This window comes from Candidatus Methanoperedens sp. (genome assembly GCA_027460525.1).
GTDB lineage: Archaea > Halobacteriota > Methanosarcinia > Methanosarcinales > Methanoperedenaceae > Methanoperedens.
The window spans coordinates 59,436-73,715 of record JAPZAS010000034.1; the positions used below are offsets into that span (position 1 = coordinate 59,436).

At 45.7% G+C, this 14,280-nt stretch carries 16 protein-coding genes and 1 pseudogene; 10 read left to right on the plus strand and 7 right to left on the minus strand.

Features of this window, described 5'->3' with window-relative positions:
- The first annotated feature begins 19 nt into the window (after positions 1-19).
- The 3 genes and pseudogenes from O8C68_12415 (at position 20) to O8C68_12425 (ending at position 2,162) form a co-directional block, all read left to right on the plus strand.
- A pseudogene (locus O8C68_12415) lies at positions 20-247 on the plus strand (DnaJ domain-containing protein).
- Between the two features lie 645 nt (positions 248-892).
- Positions 893-1,594: a formylglycine-generating enzyme family protein gene (locus tag O8C68_12420; GenBank protein ID MCZ7396594.1), complete on the plus strand. Its 702-nt coding sequence runs from the start codon at positions 893-895 to the stop codon at positions 1,592-1,594.
- A 406-nt stretch (positions 1,595-2,000) separates the two neighbouring features.
- Positions 2,001-2,162, plus strand: coding sequence for an AbrB/MazE/SpoVT family DNA-binding domain-containing protein (locus tag O8C68_12425; protein ID MCZ7396595.1), 162 nt, complete (start codon positions 2,001-2,003; stop codon positions 2,160-2,162).
- Between the two features lie 44 nt (positions 2,163-2,206).
- Here O8C68_12425 and O8C68_12430 read toward each other — a convergent pair whose 3' ends face one another.
- From O8C68_12430 to moeB, 5 genes are read right to left on the minus strand one after another with little or no spacing between them, the layout of a single operon-like run.
- Positions 2,207-2,452: a hypothetical protein gene (locus tag O8C68_12430; GenBank protein MCZ7396596.1), complete on the minus strand. Its 246-nt coding sequence runs from the start codon at positions 2,450-2,452 to the stop codon at positions 2,207-2,209.
- Between the two features lie 2 nt (positions 2,453-2,454).
- The gene (locus O8C68_12435) at positions 2,455-2,799 is read right to left on the minus strand and encodes a DsrE family protein (protein ID MCZ7396597.1); all 345 of its coding nucleotides are present in this window, start codon (positions 2,797-2,799) and stop codon (positions 2,455-2,457) included.
- Between the two features lie 3 nt (positions 2,800-2,802).
- Positions 2,803-3,105, minus strand: a complete 303-nt coding sequence (locus O8C68_12440; GenBank protein ID MCZ7396598.1) for a DsrE family protein — start codon at positions 3,103-3,105, stop codon at positions 2,803-2,805.
- On the minus strand, positions 3,102-3,332 hold the full coding sequence (locus tag O8C68_12445) for a sulfurtransferase TusA family protein (GenBank protein MCZ7396599.1): 231 nt from the start codon (positions 3,330-3,332) through the stop codon (positions 3,102-3,104). The genes O8C68_12440 and O8C68_12445 overlap by 4 nt, the downstream gene beginning before the upstream one ends.
- Positions 3,329-4,135 (minus strand): molybdopterin-synthase adenylyltransferase MoeB, encoded by an 807-nt coding sequence (moeB, locus tag O8C68_12450; protein MCZ7396600.1) that lies wholly within the window; start codon positions 4,133-4,135, stop codon positions 3,329-3,331. The genes O8C68_12445 and moeB overlap by 4 nt, the downstream gene beginning before the upstream one ends.
- A 219-nt stretch (positions 4,136-4,354) precedes the next feature.
- Here moeB and aspS point away from each other — a divergent pair, with 219 nt between their 5' ends.
- The 4 genes from aspS to O8C68_12470 all read left to right on the plus strand — a co-directional run bounded on the left by aspS (position 4,355) and on the right by O8C68_12470 (position 10,538).
- Complete coding sequence (gene aspS / locus O8C68_12455; protein MCZ7396601.1) at positions 4,355-5,653, plus strand: aspartate--tRNA(Asn) ligase; 1,299 nt, start codon at positions 4,355-4,357, stop codon at positions 5,651-5,653.
- Positions 5,654-5,746: 93 nt separating this feature from the next.
- The gene (locus O8C68_12460; protein ID MCZ7396602.1) at positions 5,747-6,415 is read left to right on the plus strand and encodes a hypothetical protein; all 669 of its coding nucleotides are present in this window, start codon (positions 5,747-5,749) and stop codon (positions 6,413-6,415) included.
- On the plus strand, positions 6,415-9,927 hold the full coding sequence (gene smc, locus O8C68_12465; protein ID MCZ7396603.1) for a chromosome segregation protein SMC: 3,513 nt from the start codon (positions 6,415-6,417) through the stop codon (positions 9,925-9,927). The genes O8C68_12460 and smc overlap by 1 nt, the downstream gene beginning before the upstream one ends.
- The gene (locus O8C68_12470; GenBank protein ID MCZ7396604.1) at positions 9,924-10,538 is read left to right on the plus strand and encodes a nitroreductase family protein; all 615 of its coding nucleotides are present in this window, start codon (positions 9,924-9,926) and stop codon (positions 10,536-10,538) included. The genes smc and O8C68_12470 overlap by 4 nt, the downstream gene beginning before the upstream one ends.
- A gap of 20 nt (positions 10,539-10,558) precedes the next feature.
- Here the strand turns inward: O8C68_12470 and cgi121 are convergent, their stop codons facing one another.
- Positions 10,559-11,047 (minus strand): KEOPS complex subunit Cgi121, encoded by a 489-nt coding sequence (gene cgi121 / locus O8C68_12475; protein ID MCZ7396605.1) that lies wholly within the window; start codon positions 11,045-11,047, stop codon positions 10,559-10,561.
- 53 nt (positions 11,048-11,100) lie between these two features.
- Positions 11,101-11,349 carry a thioredoxin family protein gene (locus O8C68_12480; protein MCZ7396606.1) on the minus strand — a complete coding sequence of 83 codons (249 nt, stop codon included), beginning with the start codon at positions 11,347-11,349 and terminating at the stop codon, positions 11,101-11,103.
- Between the two features lie 189 nt (positions 11,350-11,538).
- Here O8C68_12480 and O8C68_12485 point away from each other — a divergent pair, with 189 nt between their 5' ends.
- The 3 genes from O8C68_12485 to O8C68_12495 all read left to right on the plus strand — a co-directional run.
- Positions 11,539-11,691, plus strand: a complete 153-nt coding sequence (locus O8C68_12485) for a hypothetical protein (protein ID MCZ7396607.1) — start codon at positions 11,539-11,541, stop codon at positions 11,689-11,691.
- 67 nt (positions 11,692-11,758) lie between these two features.
- Entirely contained in the window at positions 11,759-13,729 is a 1,971-nt protein-coding gene (locus O8C68_12490) for a SpaA isopeptide-forming pilin-related protein (GenBank protein ID MCZ7396608.1), read from the plus strand.
- A gap of 183 nt (positions 13,730-13,912) precedes the next feature.
- Positions 13,913-14,280, plus strand: a 368-nt coding sequence (locus O8C68_12495) for a hypothetical protein (GenBank protein ID MCZ7396609.1), incomplete at its 3' end; no start/stop codon positions are given.

Below are 14,280 nucleotides of genomic sequence, written 5' to 3' on the forward strand. Positions count from 1 at the left end.
AAAGGCAGACCACAAAAGTATGCCCGTTCCACCTTGGTTACGAAAATGGGAAGACTATTATCAAATACTTGGAATAGACGACCCGACGGTGAGTGATGAAGATATAAAGAAATCTCATAATTACAAAAGCTTCACACTATCCCCCGATTTAAATAAAGGCAAGCCGAAATGGGTCCTGGATCAAAATGTGGAAGACCTGAAAAAGGTCAATATTGCTTACGAATGGCTCAGTGACCCCCAAAAGCGCCGAGAGTATGATAAGGAATGGTTTGAGAGACATAATAACAGTACAAGCACCAATCCGCCAAAATCTTCCGCGTTTCCCAAACCGGTCGTTACCCCTGAGCATATCCGATTTGATAATGTAGGTCCTGGTAATATCAAGGTGGCCTCGTTTACTATTCAGAATATCGGTGGCCCTTATTCAAAGATTTGGTTCAGCACTCCAAAGTCGTGGATGAAAGTCGTTCGCTGGTATTCAACATCTGTATCAGATGAACTTCCATTAAAAGTTGAACTCGAAGCAGTTGGAACAGACTGGGGGAAAACCTATACCGAGTATATTACAGTCAAACTAGATGAAGAGGAGACTAAAGTCAAAATAGAGCTTATTACCAAGCCACTATCCAGTAATATATCTAATTCTAAGCCTAATGAAGGAACATGGTGGAAAGGCTTCTTTGTTGTGGCGCTGGTGCTGCTGATTGTATTGTTGCTGGGATACCTTTGGCTTGCGCCGGGTGCAACCAAAGCGCTTGGAACCACGAAATCCACACCAGCACCTAAAGCAACTGCAAGTGTAACTCAGACTTCCAAGGTTACTCATACAGTTTCTCCAGCACTCGCATCTACGCCAGCCCTATATCAGAGTACTTTCACCAACTCCATCGGCATGGAATTCGTGCTTATACCAGCAGGCGAATTTGATATGGGCTCTCCAGAAAGTGAAAAAGACAGAGATGGTAATGAAGGTCCTGTCCATCATGTAAAAATATCAAAGGCTTTCTACATGGGCAAATATGAGGTTACTCAGAAGCAATGGCGCGAAGTTATGGGAAATGATCCCTCTAATTTCAAAGGTGACAACCTGCCTGTTGAAAGCGTATCATGGAACGATGTTCAAGAATTCATCAAAAAGCTAAACGAGAAAGAGGGCACGAACAGGTACCGTCTTCCCTCAGAGGCAGAATGGGAATATGCGGGGCGTGCAGGCACAACTACAAGATATTCCTTCGGCGATGATGAATCAAAGCTCGGCGAATATGCATGGTACGCTATGAACTCTGGGAGCAGAACTCATGAAGTCGGTCAGAGAAAGTCCAATCCATGGGGATTATACGACATGCACGGCAATGTCTGGGAATGGGTGCAGGATATATACCACAATAGCTACAACGGCGCACCTACTGATGGAAGTGCATGGGAAGGAGATGGCTCCGACCGGGTCCTTCGGGGCGGTTGCTGGTACGACCTCGCCAGCTACCTTCGCTCTGCGCATCGCGGCGGTCTCGTCCCTGACGACCTCCACCGCGGCGGCCTCGCCCTTGGCGGCCGCTACGGTGACGTTGGCTTTCGCCTTCTGAGGAATCCGTAGCTACTTTCCACTTTACAACTTTACCACTTATCACTCGGAGGCTGTGCGCAGCGAGGCCTCACAGCCGCAGACGCAGGGCATAAAATGCTCAGCAAGATTAAACTACTAGCATTTGTTCAATGGGATATGTTCATAAATAAGAATCTCTATAAATATATAACGAGAGTTGCAGCACTATCTCATAATCCAGTTATAAACAGGAAGTAATATCATCACAAAAAATACTTATTTATTTTAAATGTGATGATATTACCTGGTTTTCGCAATGGTAACAATAGCTTCCAACTTTAATTTAATGATAAGCATGAGCTTCTTCGTCCTGTAAAATGAATAATTTGCCCTGAAAACCTTTATCTTATTCCGATATTAAAGCAATACTAAGATATCCTACAAAAAAGGTGATAATATGGGTGAAGTAGTAAAACTTCGCAAATCCGGTAAAAACCTGATAATTACCGTACCGTCAGAGATATGTGAAAAGTTAGACCTCAAAGAAGGGTCAGAGATGGAGATGGAGCCTTTTACCTGCGGCGGTGATATTGGGCTGCGTATAAAACCAAAAAAATGATGGAGAAGTACTACCTATCTCACAGCCAAGCAAACTTTTTATGTTTACCACGAAACCACTTTATCGTATTCAAACAGCATCTCAACAATCCTGTCATATCCCACACATTCATGCCCTGTAACCCCTCGCGCTTCTGCATCCTTCGCGCAGGCATAGGCGGGCAATTCAGGTTTTGCGTACACAGCATCATGCAGCAGAAGTATTGCCACTTCGTTGTCTTTGCTCTGCGCTTTTGCTATCTCAAGCGGGGTTGCATCGTTCGGGTTCCGGATAATATGCAGTATCTTCATGATTAAAATGGTATCACAATATCGGATTCTGTGATTGTATTCACAAGCTCTTCACGTTCTGTCGGTTTTACATTTGCAATAAGTTCACTTATTCCCCTCTTTTCCATGGATGGTTTATCAGCCAGGAGGGTGCATTTTAGCATTGAAAACGCTCCGAATTCCTTATCCAGCGGCGCAAAATTAAGCACTTCAGGTTTTATGTGCGTGGCAGTATAAACGCCGTCCTCCATGAAAATGACCGTGACCTTATCCCCGACCAGCGTCAATCCCACGCTCATCCTCAGTGCCTCGGCATTCCTGCGTGTATTCAACGGCAGGTTTCTCACAATCACTGCTATTTTTTTCATAGTTCACCCGAAAGAAATAAACCTGTCCACATCGCTTGCTATGCATGCGTGGTCGTACTGGCTTCCGAACAATATGCCATCCACCCTTCCCATCTTTCGCTGCTCGACATTGAACGCACAGACTGCTATATTAACGCCTTTATCCACCAGCTCTGCAAACTCCTTTTTATGTGCGTTATACACGCCGTCGTACATCAAAAAAATAAATACCTCATGACCCGCCTCACGGGCTGCCGAGCTTATGGCAATAACTGTATTGGTATTCTCATTCTCAGGGTTTGTGGTCAGGAGTATCCCGAGTTTCATGCCTTGCGTATCCTTACATTCCAGAGGTGCTCGCCCTTCTGTTCGATTCCGAGTATCTTGTGCCCCTCGTTCTTCAGGCTTCTCGGTACGTTCTCCACAGCCGGGGCATGGTCAAAGGTCACGCTCAACTCCTCGCCGCTTTCAAGCTCCTCGAGTTTGAGCTTTGTCTTCACAAAGGTGTAGGGGCATACCTCACCTCTCAAATCAAGCTGGGTTACCTTGCTCATACTCTGCATGATTCACCATATATCTCTTCCTGTATTGAGGTTATCTTGGGTTCTTCGCCGCATACAGGGCATTGTTTGTTCCATCGCATTTTAATCTCATCGAAGGTCATGTTGAGTGCATCGTAGTAAATAAGCCTCCCTACAAGCAACTCTCCAATCCCGAGCAGGTATTTCACAACCTCTGTTGCCTGGATTACTCCTACTATGCCGGGCAGAACCCCGAGCACGCCTGCTTCCTGGCAGCTCGGCACCATTCCTGGAGGAGGAGCATGTTCGAAGAGGCATCTGTAGCACGGTCCCTTATGCGGTATTATCGTAGTTACCTGCCCTTCAAACCTGTATATGCTTCCGTGGGAAAGGGGTTTGTCGGTGAGCACGCAGGCATCGTTCACCAGGTATCGGGTTGCAAAGTTATCAGAGCCGTCAGCAACGATATCGTATTCCCTGAAAATATCCACGACGTTGCCTGCATTCAGCCGCTCGATATATGTTTTTACCTCGATATCAGGATTGAGGTTGTTCACAAACTGCTTTGCGGATTCGGCTTTTGGTTTTCCAACATTCCCGCCGTGTATGACCTGGCGCTGGAGGTTGCTCAGGTCAACGGTGTCGTCATCTATTATACCAAGGGTTCCCACACCTGCAGCTGCGAGGTATTCGATTATGGGTGCGCCCAGGCCACCAGCGCCTATGCACAATACCTTTGATGCGAGTAGTTTCTTCTGCCCTTTTCCGCCAACCTCAGGTAAAATGATGTGGCGTGAGTATCTTCTTATCTGTTCTTCGCTGAATCCGCCTAACATTGTTTTATCACCATATTATTACTGGGAGTATTATTTGCACCTATAAAGTATTACTGCCATATATAATTTGTGGTTATTTTAAAATCATTGCACTTTGCGTACTTTGCGTTCTTCGCGGTTAAGAACTACTCATCGCAAAGGGCGCAAAGAGCCAGTGTGAAAAGTCTCATAATTCCAATATATTAATAACACTATTGCTCATTACAGAGGCTGATATTCATGATACGAACCCATTACTCAACTCAGATAACACCCGAAATGAACGGCAGCAGTGTAACCATCTGCGGGTGGGCGCATGAGATACGTGACCTGGGCGGGATTACTTTTCTCGTCGTCCGAGACCGGGAAGGGCTTGTGCAGGTTACGCTTTTCAAGAAGACAATAGACAAAAGCTTGCTTGAAACCGTTCGCAACCTCTCACGCGAATCAGTGGTAGCAGTCACAGGAAATATCAAGAAAGAAGCAAAAGCTCCCAACGGTTATGAACTCATCCCGTCAGAGGTTGTGGTGCTTGGAAAAGCAGAGTCGCCTTTGCCCATGGATACCACGGGCAAGGTGGATGCAGACCTTGATACCAGGCTTGATGCAAGGTTCATGGACATGCGCCGTCCGCAAACTCAGGCTGTTTTCAGGCTGAGGCACCTTGTCCTGAGGAGCATACGCGAGTACCTGAGCAACCAAGGTTTTATTGAAATCACAACCCCGAAAGTTGTCGCTACTGCAACCGAAGGGGGAACAGCTCTTTTCCCCATAACGTATTTTGAGCGCGAAGCCTTTCTTAACCAGAGCCCGCAGCTCTTCAAGCAGCTTATGATGTCGGGAGGACTTGACCGCGTGTTTGAGATAGGTCCAATATTTCGGGCAGAGGAACACGATACCCGGAAACACCTGAACGAAGCCACGTCCATCGATATAGAGGCGAGTTTCCTTGATCAAGAGGATGTAATGGCAATACTTGAGAACCTGGTAAAATATGTTTATTCAAACGTAGCGGAGAACGGGGCAAACTATCTCAAAACACTTGGCGTTGAACCAGTAATTCCAAAAACGCCATTCAAGCGCATTACCTACAACGAGGCGATTAAAATCGCTTCCGAAAGCGGCGAGCAAATCGAATGGGGAGAAGACCTTACCACGGAATCAGAACACTCCATCGGGAAAGCCATAGGTGAGCATTACTTCATCACGGACTGGCCTACGAAGATAAAACCCTTCTACGCCATGCCTTATGAGAATAAACCCGAGCTCTGCCGGGCTTTTGATATGATGCATCCGCGCATGGAACTCTCCTCGGGAGCACAGCGCGTCCATTCGTACGAATTATTGCGGCGCAGGATTACTGAGCAGGGATTGAACGCAGACGGTTTTGATTTTTACCTCAAAGCCTTCAGGTACGGCATGCCCCCCCATTCGGGCTGGGGTCTTGGAGCAGAACGCCTGCTCATGACAATGCTGGGTATAGATAATATCCGCGAAGTCGTATTATTCCCGAGAGACAGAAAGCGGCTCTCCCCATAAATTATTTAACTTAATACGATATGTGTATTATGCAAAAAGTCATGAACCAAAAACTATTTGACCATTTTTGCCGATTAGATACGAGGGATACAGATGAGCACTGAAAGGGATATTATAATAGAGAGACTTGAGCAAAAACTGGCTGCTAAAGATAAAGAGATTGCACAGATGCAGGAATCTTTACGAGAATCTATTATCATGGAAGTGGAGAAACGATTTGCAGATAAGATCAAGCTTCGCGAATCCACACTAGATGATATCAGGATGAAATTCAGTGAGAAAGTCAATGAGATAATTGAATTGAACAAATCCCTCAGAGATTCCCTTCTTGATCAGCAAAAATCCAAAGGCAGCGCAGTACGTGAAAGCGAAAACCGAATGGACAGGCTGGAACACAGGCTCATAGAACTCAATAGCGCCTATGACGGCGTCATGAAAGAACTTCTTGACCAGAAATCAATAGTTCAGGAGCTACAGATTAAAAAACCGGTACAGGTAAAAGAAGAGCCAAAGATAAAGCAGGAGGTAAAGCCCAGGGAAGAAAAGCCTCCCGAGAAACCAAAACCTAAGAGTGAATACATAGTTGCCGGCACCTATGTGCCAAAAGAGAAGAGAAAACAGGCGCCTGTAATCGAAGCTGAAGAAAAGATAATCGTGGCGGATGATAAGCAAAAAGAACTATTAAAAAAACCGTCTGTAAAGAAGAGCGAGAGGGTAGTGGAAGGGGTGGAAATAGTAGAGACCTTGAAAAGAGGTAAATAGTGCATATCAAAGAGATTGAGCTTCAAAACTTCAAATCCTTCGGTAAAAAAGTAAAAATTCCTTTCTTTGATGATTTCACAACCATTTCCGGCCCAAACGGAAGTGGAAAATCCAATATAATCGACGGTATTCTTTTCGCACTCGGTCTCTCAAGTTCAAGGGTTCTCAGGGCAGAGAAACTCACCGACCTTATTTACAACGGCGATGGCGCAAGGACACGGGATTTCGCCCAGGTGACCATCTGTTTTGATAACAAAGACCGGGAGATGCCTGTTGATTCCGACGAGGTTGTGATAACCCGCAAGGTAAGACAGACAGAATCAGGCTATTACAGTTATTACTATTTTAATGAAAAAGCCGTAGGCTTAGCAGACATCCATAACTACCTTTCAAAAGCCAAGATAACTCCTGAAGGTTATAATGTGGTTATGCAGGGGGACGTAACAAGCATAATCGAAATGACGACCACCGAGAGGCGAAAAATAATCGATGAGATTGCAGGCGTAGCTGAGTTCGATGATAAAAAAGAACAGGCGTTAAACGAACTGGAAATCGTGCGGGAGCGCATAGAACGGGTGGATATAATCATCGGCGAGGTCGATGACCAGCTTGCGAAGCTCAAGCAGGAGCGCGACCAGGCTTTGAAATACCAGTCCCTGCGCGATGAGAAGCGAAAATACGAAGGATACATCCTGCTTGCCAGGCAGAAGGATGCAAAGAATGAACTCCGCAAGCTCGAAGGTGAGCTAAAGGATAAAGAGACGAATAAGGAAGAGTTCACAAAACAGGTTGAACAGCGAAAATATGAGCTGCGTGAAATCGAAGAGAAGCTTTCGGACTTAAACTCGCTGATAATCCAGAAAGGGGAGGGTGAACAGATAGCCCTCAAGAAAGAGATAGAATCCATAAGGGGTGAAATTTCACGCTGCATCAGCACTATTGAGATTGCCGAGAATGAAATCAACGACATCGAGTCCCAGAAAAGAAAAGCCTTCGTTGAGATTGATAACGTCCAGGGAAAAGTTGCCCAATTTAATGAAAAATTAAACGAAGAAACTAGAAGATGCGAAACCATTTCGGGTGAGATTGGTGATAAAAACACGCAACTCCTTGTGCTAAAGAGCAGGATTGCGGAAGTGGATGCAAGTTTTTCCGACACAAAGGATAGGCTGGATGAGACAAAGCAAAAGCTTGAGGCGCTGAAAAACGAAAAGAATGAATTTATGCGCGAGGAGGACCGCCTGCTTGATGCGATAAGGCGAAAGTCCTCTGAGGCGCGGGACAGGGAGCTTGAGATGCAGGATTCCTTATCCAAGATACAGTCTGCTGATTTTGATGCCGCTTCGGCGAAAGCACAGATAGAAGAAATAAACGCAAAGAAGCAGGAGCTGGCAAAGGATGCCTTTGACCTTGAGAAAAACAGGGCACAGATAAAAAGCGTGTTATCAGACTTAGAAAACCAGCTCAGGACATTGCAGCAGGAATATGCAAAGTCAGAAGCCAGAATAAAAGCAGCGGCTGAGCTCAATTACAGCGAGCCCGTCGAGTCCGTGCTTCGCGCAAGGAAAAACAGGGAACTTCCCGGTATCTACGGCACGATTGCGGAACTCGGGAAGGTGGATAAGAAATTCTCTGTGGCTCTGGAAATAGCTGCAGGTGCAAGGATGCAGGCTGTGGTTGTGGATAATGATGAGGATGCAGCAAGGGCAATAAATTACCTGAAGGAAAGGCGCCTGGGAAGGGTGACTTTTTTACCTTTAAACAAAATGGAGTCGATGCAAAAAATTTCCAGAGCGGAAAAAGAAGGTGTAATCGACTACGCGATTAACCTTGTTGAGTACGATAAAAAGTTTGACCCAGCCTTCTGGTATGTTTTCAAGGATACGCTTGTTTCGGACAGCCTGGCAACTGCAAGGCGGCTCATGGGAGGCAGGCGCCTTGTGACGCTGGAAGGGGAATTAATCGAGAAGGCTGGTGCCATGACAGGGGGCACCATCAGATCGAAACTCTCATTTGCTTCTGGCGAAGCCGAGAATATTAAAAAAATTGCAGAAGAGATAGCAGAGCACGAAGGCAGGCGTAAATCCTCTCTCGCCAAACTTGAAAAATTCGAAGAACATCTGGAGCAGGCGAAGGCTGAATCTCTGGGTTTTGATAACGAGATTACAAAGCTTGGGATGCAGATGACCGAGATCATGAGCCGGGGCACGCGGCTGGCTCAGGTTATAGAAACAAGGAAAAAGGAACTTGATGAAATAGAGAGAGAGCGCGCAGCTATAAAGAAGGACATGGATAGTGTAGAGGATAAAAAGCGGGAAAAGGATGCAGTCATAAATAAATTATTGGAAGAGATAAGTAAAATCGAGGAGCAGTTGTCTGGCTCGGAGGTGCCAGAGCTTAACAGCAAAGCATCGCTGATTGAGGATGAAATACAGAGGCTTGAGGGAAGGCTTCGGGACATCGAGGCCGGCATCAATGCTGTCACACTTGAGCGGCGATATGCGCAGGCAAAGATAGATGAGATAAAAGAACAGATATCTCTTTTTGATAAAAAGAAAAATGAACACAGGGAAAAGATAAATGGCTTGAAAGAAAAGATCAAAACCCTGGAATCCGAGCTTAACATTAAGAATACGAGAGAAAAAGAACTGAGCGTTGAACTGCTTGAGCTTCAGAACAAGCGCTCTCTGGTTCAAAAAGAACATTCTTCTATCAAGGAAAGGCTTGATGATATACTGAGAATGATGAACGATATGGAAAGAAATCTGCTGGCTCTTTATTCTACAAAAGACGCCCTGACAGAGCAGATAATCAAGCTTGATAATGATATCGCAGAATTGGGCATAAACCGTGATGAGGAGGTGCCTTCATCCGAATCCATTGCGCAGAGAATCCTTGCGCTTACGCGTGCAATGGAAAAACTTGAGCCTGTCAACATGAGGGCGATTGATGAGTACAATGAAGTGGAGAACAGGCAGAAGGATTTGAAATCACGCCGCGATATCCTCTTCCATGAAAGGGAGGAGATACTGCTTCGAATCAAGAAATATGAGGAACTGAAAAAAGAAGCATTCATGGATACTTTCAATGGAGTGAATGAGCAGTTTAAGCAGGTTTTTGCTGAGTTATCCGACGGCACAGGAGAGCTCTTCCTTGAAAACCCCGATGTTCCCTTCTCTGGCGGAATGACCATAAAAGCGCAGCCCTCGGAGAAGACCCTGCAGCGTCTTGAGGCAATGTCAGGGGGGGAGAAAAGCCTGACTGCGTTATCACTGCTGTTCGCGATACAGCAGTACAGACCCGCGCCTTTCTATGCTTTTGATGAAATCGATATGTTCCTCGATGGCGTGAATGCCGAGAAGGTGGCAAGGCGCATCCAGAAAGCTGCAGCTAATGCCCAGTTTATTGTGGTGTCGCTGCGAAAACCCATGATAGAGGCTGCGAAACGCACGATAGGAGTGGCGATGCAGGAGAGCAATATATCGAGCATTACGGGGATTAAGTTGAATTGAAAGAAAGCGATGTCGTACTCGGTGTGATAAAAAGGCGCCGAAGCGTCAGGCGGTTTGACGGCGCGAAGATACCTCATGAGGCTATGGAGCAGATTCTTGAGGCTGGGAGGTGGGCTCCTTCGGGTGCTAATGCCCAGCCCTGGCGCTTTATCGTTATTACGGAAAAGGAAACGCTTGAGGCTGTAGCCAGACGCTGTTACTATAAAATATTCAGATCAAGACATGTGGGAGAGGCTGGCGCTGTTTTGGTAGTATGTGCAGATCCGGGTGCGGGAAGCCAAACCTATACTCTTGACGCTGCAATATCAGGGACAAATATGACCCTGATGGCGACCTCGCTGGGCATTGGCTCGTGCTGGATAGGCGCATTTGAAGATGAGTTTCTGAAGAACATACTGCACATTCCCGGGAGGCTTGAAATAATAGCACTAATCGCATTTGGATACGAAATCGGAAAGGCTTCTGTCCCGCCCAGGCTTCCACTTTCGAGTATTGTTCATTACGAGGCTTACGATGGTATTAATGAGCCCGGCATAATAACGAAAAAGAGGTCTTCTGGAGCTTTTTCAGTTTTCGGGAAGCTGCTTGGCGTGCTCTTTAATAAACGCTGAGACGATGCAAAAGTCATGGACTATTTTATCACATCCACAAGCGCGACCCTTTCCAGAACAAGCTGCGGGATTTTATCCTCTCCAACAGCCTGGAGCTCTTCTTTTGTGATATTGAAAATGTCCATCAATGCATCGTTTTTGGAACTGTCATATTGAAGCACATGCTTTGGTGTTATCTCATTAAATGCGAAATCCACAACCTCACCGACTGCCACAAGTGCGATATTATTTCTCCTATTATGCACTCCAAGTCTCATCGCCCTGTTTATCTGGCGCGTCCCTGCTGCATAGAGCATTATTTCCTTGGCGAGGTCTTTTGCAATATTCCTGCCGTTTTTGAATGAGTTTATCGCTTTTTCAACTGCGAACCTTATATGCTCCTCGCCTGCTAATTTATCCGCATCCAGAGCCTGTATGGCTATGTTTTTTTCTTTGCTTATTCTTTTGAGCCTTTGCAGGAATTTTTCCGTGTCGTCTATTACTATTGTGCCCTCAAATATTTTAATCATCAGTCCTTAACCGAGTTTTTCCATGAAAAGGATAGCGATTGCAGAATTAAAAATTATTTTCTCAAACTTATCTCTTTTAAAATTTCCTCTCTGGAAACCCTTCCCACGAACACAACCTCCCCATCGATAGCCACAGCGGGAACTGACATTATATTGAGTTCCGAGGCGCGGCGCTGTCCCTCCGGATGCGAGATGTTTATTTCCTTAAACTTCATGTTTTTAGGGAGAATCTCCAGTAAAAGTGCCCTGAGCGAATGGCAGTTCTGGCATGTGTCTGAATAATAAAGTTCAACTGTTGTCATTATCATCACTTATGAGCATCTTTACAGCATAAATGGGTTGTTTATAGGCAAGATTTGCTGTAATCATTATTTTCAACTTGGATTAAGATTTGCTTTAAGTACAAAATTATAAAAATTTTAAAAACACATGAGCATTATAATTAACATTCATTATAATTTTAGAAAGGCTTATATACAGTAAATTCTACCATGATAATGCCAATGGTGCGGGTGCTAAAAATAATCTCAATCCACGCTAAAAACCAGCGCCTGAGCACTTTTAAACCGTATCTTATAAAATCCGAGATGCATGGGTATTTTGCCTGCAGGGATGGCGTGATGAATGCATCAAGCGCCGTGTGAGGCGCTATACAGGGCAGCCCCCAAGGCATTGCCGGAAGGTAAATATTCTGAAAAGGAGTAAAAGAAAATGAAAGGAATAAAAGGAATAGTGCTGCTAATGGCAATGGCCTTAGTAGCGGCTACAGTCGCTCCGGCGATAGCTGCGGTATATAAACAAGACGGAACTGTCTATAACCCGCTTATAGCCAAGTCTGTAGTGGGAGCGGCATCGACTTCGTCAGGGACTTGCGGTCCAATCGACCTTGCAGTTGTACTAGACGATACAGGAACCATGGGTGGCGCTATAAGCAATATAGTGTCCGAATTGCCGAGTATAACCAGCGCGGTTGATTCTGCTTCCGGTGGTGATGTAAATATAGGGTTCGTCACATTCAGAGACACAGTTGAAGTCAAGGAACCGCTTACTCCAAAATCGCTGGGCGGAGAGACGACATTCTCAAGCCTGATTTCCTCTGAATTTGCATCAGGCGGAGGTGATCTCGCTGAACCTTCTGACGAGGCAAAGAACACTGTTACGCACAATCTTGGTCCAACACCGAGAGCAGATGCAAAGGGATTCATGGGGGCTCAAATCGGAAACTTCAGCACACCTTGGAGGTCTGGCGCACTTAAACTGGCAGTACTGATAACAGACGCTCCATCAAATGGATTCTCAGAACTTGCGTCTGGTGGATATCCACTTGGAGACCCCGCGTATGTTACACAAATGGCAACTCTCGGTTCAGACTCGGCGGGTCTCGGTATCAAATGGTTTGATGTCTTTGTCCCAGACGAAGGAGACTACGCTGGTCAGGAAGAATCCATGGCAACAGATGCCTCGAATTCAGGCGGTGCGCTATTCGTAACTGCTGTAGACGGAACCGGAACAAGCGATGCGCTGACATCAATTCTATCGACATGCGGAAAACCGAAAGCCACTACGGGAAGCATCTCAGGCATGAATTGGGAAGACCTCAATGCCAACGGCACGAAGGACATAGGAGAACCAGGACTTGCGAACTGGACGATCACTCTAACAAATCAAACCGACAACACTGTAAACATTGTGACAGACGCTAATGGCAACTACAGTTTCACAAACCTCTCAGATGGTAATTACACTGTCGGAGAAATTCTGAAACCAGGCTGGATTCAGACAGCACCTGCTGTATCTGCGACCGGCTCAGCAACATATACCGTAAATATCAGTGGCGGCAATCAAGTAGTGGGTGAAGACTTCGGCAACTTCAGGGACCAGCCACCTGTAGGAAGCATCTCAGGCATGAAGTTCAACGACCTCAATGCCAACGGTATAAAAGATCCTAATGAGACAGGTATAGCAGGATGGAACATAACCATTAACGGGACGGATACCATTACAGGCGAGAGCGTGAACATCACAACAACGACAGATGCCAACGGCAGCTACTGGTTCATGAACCTTACCGCTGGGACGTACGTCATAAGCGAAAAGTCAAAGTGTAAGTTAAAAGACGACGATACTGAAGATGACCATAAAAAGAAGGATATTGAACACAACAACGACCACAACGTAAAGGATAATGACCACAACAATGACAACAAAAAGAAGTCGAGGGTCTGCTGGGTTCAGACATGGCCAGCCACGGGCAATTATACAGTAATAATAACAAGTGGTTCAATAATTACAGGATTGGACTTCGGTAACTTCAAGAAGGGCAAGATAACCGGAGAAGGAGACATACCAGCGAATGGTAAGAAAGCTACCTTCAGGCTCGATGCACAGTATCCTGACGACAAAGCCACAGCGCAGGGCAATGTAGAATACCAGGACCAGGCAAAGAAGCTGAAAATCAAGAGCATCCAGATAAACACAGTTGCAACCACCAAGGACAGGAAGAAAGGAGTGATAACCGGACTTGCCAGGGTGAACGATGCTGGTTCTTATTATTTCGAAGTCTATGTCGAAGATAATGGAGAACATGGAAAAGATGTGGATGTATTCAAGATATCTCTGCCTACATATCCGTATTCAAACGGAGCTATCCTGAAAGGTGAGAATATACGGATACAAAGGTAAAATTGAGAGGGGGCAAAACCCTCTTTTATTTTTTAAACCACGCTTTAAAAAATCCGAGATGCACAGGGGTTTACCTGGAAAAGGCAGTTGCGGTAAGTGCATCAAACTCCAAGCGGGCGCTGTACAGGGCAGTCTCAGGCGAGCCTTGCCGAAAGGTAAATACTGAAATTTGGAGGAAAATAAATGAGAATTGAAAAACGAACAACTGTGTTGCTACTGGCATTAGTTGTGTTGGCGGCGTTTGCCATTCCCACAACTCTGGCAGATAGTAAAGACAAAAAAGAAAAGATGAATATGACCGAGGGCGGCGGCAGGATTAACAGCACCGTTATGCCTAATGTGTCTACCTTCGGCTTCGAAGCCAACAACATGAGTGACAAGAAAGGTTGTAAGGTAGAAGGAAACCTGCAATACAATGACCATGGCGCCATGATAAAACTCCACGGAAATGTTACGATGCTTATGGTCGACAAGACAACAATGACGGCAACATTCAGTGGATGGGCAAAAGTTACCAATGCCACAGGAGCAAAAATGATGCTACCGTACAC